The 4,710-nt window shown below is 61.6% G+C and carries 4 protein-coding genes and 2 pseudogenes; 5 read left to right on the forward strand and 1 reads right to left on the reverse strand.

Features of this window, described 5'->3' with window-relative positions:
* A partial coding sequence (locus tag ACOTX5_RS26100) for a hypothetical protein (protein ID WP_205570157.1) occupies window positions 1-272 on the forward strand: 272 nt, incomplete at its 5' end.
* On the forward strand, window positions 193-1,053 hold the full coding sequence (locus ACOTX5_RS26105; protein ID WP_002904004.1) for an extended-spectrum class A beta-lactamase SHV-12: 861 nt from the start codon (window positions 193-195) through the stop codon (window positions 1,051-1,053). The genes ACOTX5_RS26100 and ACOTX5_RS26105, both read left to right, overlap by 80 nt.
* A gap of 20 nt (window positions 1,054-1,073) precedes the next feature.
* Here ACOTX5_RS26105 and ACOTX5_RS26110 read toward each other — a convergent pair whose 3' ends face one another.
* Complete coding sequence (locus ACOTX5_RS26110) at window positions 1,074-1,835, reverse strand: DeoR/GlpR family DNA-binding transcription regulator (protein ID WP_002210513.1); 762 nt, start codon at window positions 1,833-1,835, stop codon at window positions 1,074-1,076.
* Window positions 1,836-2,096: 261 nt separating this feature from the next.
* Between ACOTX5_RS26110 and ltnD the strand changes: the two genes are divergently transcribed.
* The 3 genes and pseudogenes from ltnD to ACOTX5_RS26125 form a co-directional block, all read left to right on the forward strand.
* Window positions 2,097-2,999: an L-threonate dehydrogenase gene (gene ltnD / locus ACOTX5_RS26115; RefSeq protein ID WP_002903955.1), complete on the forward strand. Its 903-nt coding sequence runs from the start codon at window positions 2,097-2,099 to the stop codon at window positions 2,997-2,999.
* An 11-nt stretch (window positions 3,000-3,010) separates the two neighbouring features.
* Window positions 3,011-4,263, forward strand: a pseudogene (gene otnK, locus ACOTX5_RS26120) (3-oxo-tetronate kinase).
* Window positions 4,256-4,591: pseudogene (locus tag ACOTX5_RS26125) on the forward strand (class II aldolase/adducin family protein); the annotation flags it as partial. The pseudogenes otnK and ACOTX5_RS26125, both read left to right, overlap by 8 nt.
* Between the last annotated feature and the right edge of the window lie 119 nt (window positions 4,592-4,710).

The following is a 4,710-nucleotide window of genomic DNA, read 5'->3' on the forward strand; positions in this document are numbered from 1 at the left end:
CGTACGGCCCACAGAATGATGTCACGCTGAAAATGCCGGCCTTTGAATGGGTTCATGTGCAGCTCCATCAGCAAAAGGGGATGATAAGTTTATCACCACCGACTATTTGCAACAGTGCCAACGCCGGGTTATTCTTATTTGTCGCTTCTTTACTCGCCTTTATCGGCCTTCACTCAAGGATGTATTGTGGTTATGCGTTATATTCGCCTGTGTATTATCTCCCTGTTAGCCACCCTGCCGCTGGCGGTACACGCCAGCCCGCAGCCGCTTGAGCAAATTAAACAAAGCGAAAGCCAGCTGTCGGGCCGCGTAGGCATGATAGAAATGGATCTGGCCAGCGGCCGCACGCTGACCGCCTGGCGCGCCGATGAACGCTTTCCCATGATGAGCACCTTTAAAGTAGTGCTCTGCGGCGCAGTGCTGGCGCGGGTGGATGCCGGTGACGAACAGCTGGAGCGAAAGATCCACTATCGCCAGCAGGATCTGGTGGACTACTCGCCGGTCAGCGAAAAACACCTTGCCGACGGCATGACGGTCGGCGAACTCTGCGCCGCCGCCATTACCATGAGCGATAACAGCGCCGCCAATCTGCTGCTGGCCACCGTCGGCGGCCCCGCAGGATTGACTGCCTTTTTGCGCCAGATCGGCGACAACGTCACCCGCCTTGACCGCTGGGAAACGGAACTGAATGAGGCGCTTCCCGGCGACGCCCGCGACACCACTACCCCGGCCAGCATGGCCGCGACCCTGCGCAAGCTGCTGACCAGCCAGCGTCTGAGCGCCCGTTCGCAACGGCAGCTGCTGCAGTGGATGGTGGACGATCGGGTCGCCGGACCGTTGATCCGCTCCGTGCTGCCGGCGGGCTGGTTTATCGCCGATAAGACCGGAGCTAGCAAGCGGGGTGCGCGCGGGATTGTCGCCCTGCTTGGCCCGAATAACAAAGCAGAGCGCATTGTGGTGATTTATCTGCGGGATACGCCGGCGAGCATGGCCGAGCGAAATCAGCAAATCGCCGGGATCGGCGCGGCGCTGATCGAGCACTGGCAACGCTAAGCCGGCGGTGGCCGCGCGCGTTATCCGGCCCGCAGCACCTCGCAGGCGTGCCGGGCGATATGACTGGCGGCGGCATCGGAAAGATGCCGGTCGGTAATGATGGTGGTGAACCGGGTCAAAGGTAACGCCATAAACGTGGCCACCTGATTGTATTTCGAACTGTCGCACAGCAGGATGCTTCTCGCGCTGACCTGGCTGACGGTCTCCTTGACGGTAACCTTGTTCTCATCAGGGGTGAATATCCCGCGACTGTCCCAGCCGCTGGCGGAGATAAAGGCCGTATCGATAGCCAGGTGGCGTAACGTACGCGCCGCCGATTCGCCCACGCAGGAGCGGTTCTCCCGGCACAGAGTGCCGCCGGTGTGGATCACGCCGCACTGGCTGGCATCGATCAGCAGCTGGGTTATCTCAAAATCATTGGTGACCACCTGGAGATCGTTCCGGTCGAGGATCGCCCGCGCCAGCGCCAGGGTGGTAGTCCCGGCATCCAGATAGATGCAACTGTTTTTAGCGATATGACTCGCCGCCAGCGCGCCGATCGCCTGTTTCTCCTCACTCTGCAGCGTGCTTTTCACCAGATGACTGGGTTCCGCGGCCAGCCGGCTGACGGCGCGTACGCCGCCCGAGACGCTGACCAGCAGCCCCTGCTCCTCCAGTTTACTGACGTCCCGACGGATGGTCATATGGGACACGCCGAGGATCTCCGTCAGCTCGTTAATGCTTACCGCCCCACGCTGCTCCACCAGGGCTAAAATACGCTGATGTCGTTCTATTGGAATCACCGCTCTCCCCTTACCATTTTTTCACACCAGGCGTCACCACCCAGGCTACGGCCCTGGCGACACCCGGTGTTGTTATCGCGCTTTGCCGCTGTTTTTTACGCTATTTTAGGGCAAGAATCGCCGCTGTGCAGCCTCTTTCCGCCTGTGAATTTTTTATATTCATGTGGGTTATTCGTGATAACTCTCACATAAATTCACATGATAACGCTTTATTCTATCATTAAATCACATTAATTAACTAATGTTCACAAGGAGACCAGCATGGCTGCACACACTAACGTCTGCGTGATTGGACTGGGTTCAATGGGCATGGGCGCCGCCCGCGCCTGCCTGCAGGCGGGCCTGAACACCTGGGGCGTTGACATCAATCCCGACAACTGTCGCGCACTGCTGGCGGCGGGCGCCAAAGGCGCGGGCCCCAGCGCGGTGCCGTTCGCCGCGGAACTGGATGCAGTTGTGCTGCTGGTGGTCAATGCCGCCCAGGTGCGGGGGATCCTGTTCGGCGAGAGCGGCCTCGCCGCCCATCTGAAGCCGGGCACCGTCGTGATGGTGTCGTCCACCATCGCCTCCGCCGATGCTCAGGCCATTGCCGAGGCGCTGGCGGAGTACCAGCTATTGATGCTCGACGCGCCGGTATCGGGCGGCGCCGTGAAAGCGGCCGCCGGCGACATGACGGTGATGGCCTCCGGGAGCGATGCCGCCTTTGCCCGACTCGCGCCGGTGCTGGACGCCGTGGCCGGCAAAGTCTACCGCATCGGGAGCGACATTGGTCTTGGCTCGACGGTAAAAATTATCCATCAGCTGCTGGCCGGGGTGCACATCGCCGTTGCCGCCGAAGCGATGGCGCTTGCCGCCCGCGCCGGGATCCCACTGGAGACGATGTATGACGTGGTCACCCACGCGGCGGGTAATTCCTGGATGTTTGAGAATCGCATGCAGCACGTCCTGGATGGCGATTACTCGCCAAAATCCGCTGTCGATATTTTTGTCAAAGATCTCGGGCTGGTGAATGACACTGCCCGGGCGCTGACCTTCCCGCTGCCGCTCGCTACCACCGCGCTGAATATGTTCACCTCCGCCAGTAATGCCGGATTCGGTCGGGAAGATGACAGCGCGGTGATCAAGATTTTCAACGGCATCACCCTGCCGGGCCATAAACAGTGAGGAGAGACAACATGCAGCTTGGTGTCATTGCCGATGACTTCACCGGCGCCACGGATATTGCCAGCTTCCTCGTGCGCAACGGCATGCCGACGGTGCAACTGAATGGCGTGCCGACCCGCGATATTCCGCTGACCAGCGAGGCGGTGGTCATCAGCCTGAAAACCCGCTCCTGCCCGGCGGAAATGGCCGTCAGCCAGTCGCTGGCGGCCCTGCGCTGGCTGCAGGCCCAGGGCTGTCAGCAGTTTTATTTCAAGTACTGTTCCACTTTCGACAGCACCGCGCAGGGCAACATTGGCCCGGTGCTGGATGCCCTGCTGGCCGAGCTGGGTGAGACGCGGACGGTGATTTCCCCGGCGCTGCCGGTTAACGGCCGCACGGTCTATCAGGGATATCTGTTCGTCGGCGAGCAACTGCTGAATGAGTCCGGGATGCGCCACCATCCGGTGACGCCGATGGAGGATGCGCACCTGGGCCGCTTAATTGAGCGCCAAGGGCGCGGAAAAGCCGCGCTGATTGCCTGGCCGATTGTCGCCCGGTCGCCGCCGCGCTGGCGGCAGTCAACGATCCGGCGGTGCGCTATGTGGTGCTCGACGCCCTCAGCGAACAGGATCTGCTCACCCAGGGCGTGGCGCTGCGGGAGATGAAGCTGGTCTCCGGCGGTTCCGGCCTCGCCATCGGCCTCGCCCGCGACTGGGCGCAGCGCCATGGCGCCAGGGGGGAAAGCGCTCAGGCCGGCATGCCGCTGGCCGGTCCGGCGGTGGTGCTCTCGGGCTCCTGCTCGGTGATGACCAACAGCCAGGTGGCGGCCTATCGTCAACAGGCCCCCGCCCGCGCCGTCGACTTAAGCGCCTGCTTTACCGATCTGGAGAGCTACGTCAGGACGCTGACTGACTGGGTGGACGCGCAGCGCGATGCGCCGCTGGCGCCGATGATCTATGCCACCACCGAGCCGCAAACGCTGCAGCGGATCCAGGCGCAGTATGGCGACAAGGCCAGCAGCGAACGGGTGGAACAGCTGTTTGCCGCTCTTGCCGCCGCCCTGAAGGCGAACGGATTTACCCGCTTTATTGTGGCCGGAGGGGAAACGTCGAGCATTGTGGCGCAGACCCTGGGGGTTGAGGCGTTCCATATTGGGCCGACCATCTCCCCTGGCGTGCCCTGGGTGCGTGACACCCGCCAGCCGCTCTCCCTGGCGCTGAAGTCAGGTAACTTCGGCGATATCCAGTTCTTTGCCCGTGCCCAGCAGGAGTTTCGTCATGACTGAGCAACAACTGCGAGAGGAAATGGTGCAGATTGGCGCCTCGTTGTTTAGCCGCGGCTATGCCACCGGCTCCGCTGGCAATCTGTCGCTGCTGCTGCCGGACGGCAACCTGCTGGCGACGCCGACCGGCGCCTGCCTCGGCGAACTGCAGGCTCAGCGGTTGTCGGTGGTGACGCTGCAAGGGGAATGGATCTCCGGCGACAAACCGTCGAAAGAGGTCACTTTTCACCGGGCGGTCTATTTGCACAACCCGGCCTGCAAGGCGATCGTCCACTTGCACAGCCACTATCTGACCGCGCTCTCCTGCCTGCAGGGGCTCGATCCGCACAACTGGGCACTGTTGCAAAGTTAGCGATGAGGCAGCCTTTTGTCTTATTCAAAGGCCTTACATTTCAAAAACTCTGCTTACCAGGCGCATTTCGCCCAGGGGATCACCATAATAAAATGCTG

Origin of the sequence: Enterobacter cloacae complex sp. IR5441 (assembly GCF_049238215.1) — a bacterium.
Classification (GTDB): Bacteria; Pseudomonadota; Gammaproteobacteria; order Enterobacterales; family Enterobacteriaceae; genus Enterobacter; species Enterobacter hormaechei_C.

Bases quoted from the DNA above. Each gene is read 5' to 3' on its own strand.
- ACOTX5_RS26105 (WP_002904004.1), top strand. From the start codon at position 193: ATGCGTTATATTCGCCTGTGTATTATCTCCCTGTTAGCCACCCTGCCG.
- ltnD (WP_002903955.1), top strand. From the start codon at position 2,097: ATGGCTGCACACACTAACGTCTGCGTGATTGGACTGGGTTCAATGGGC.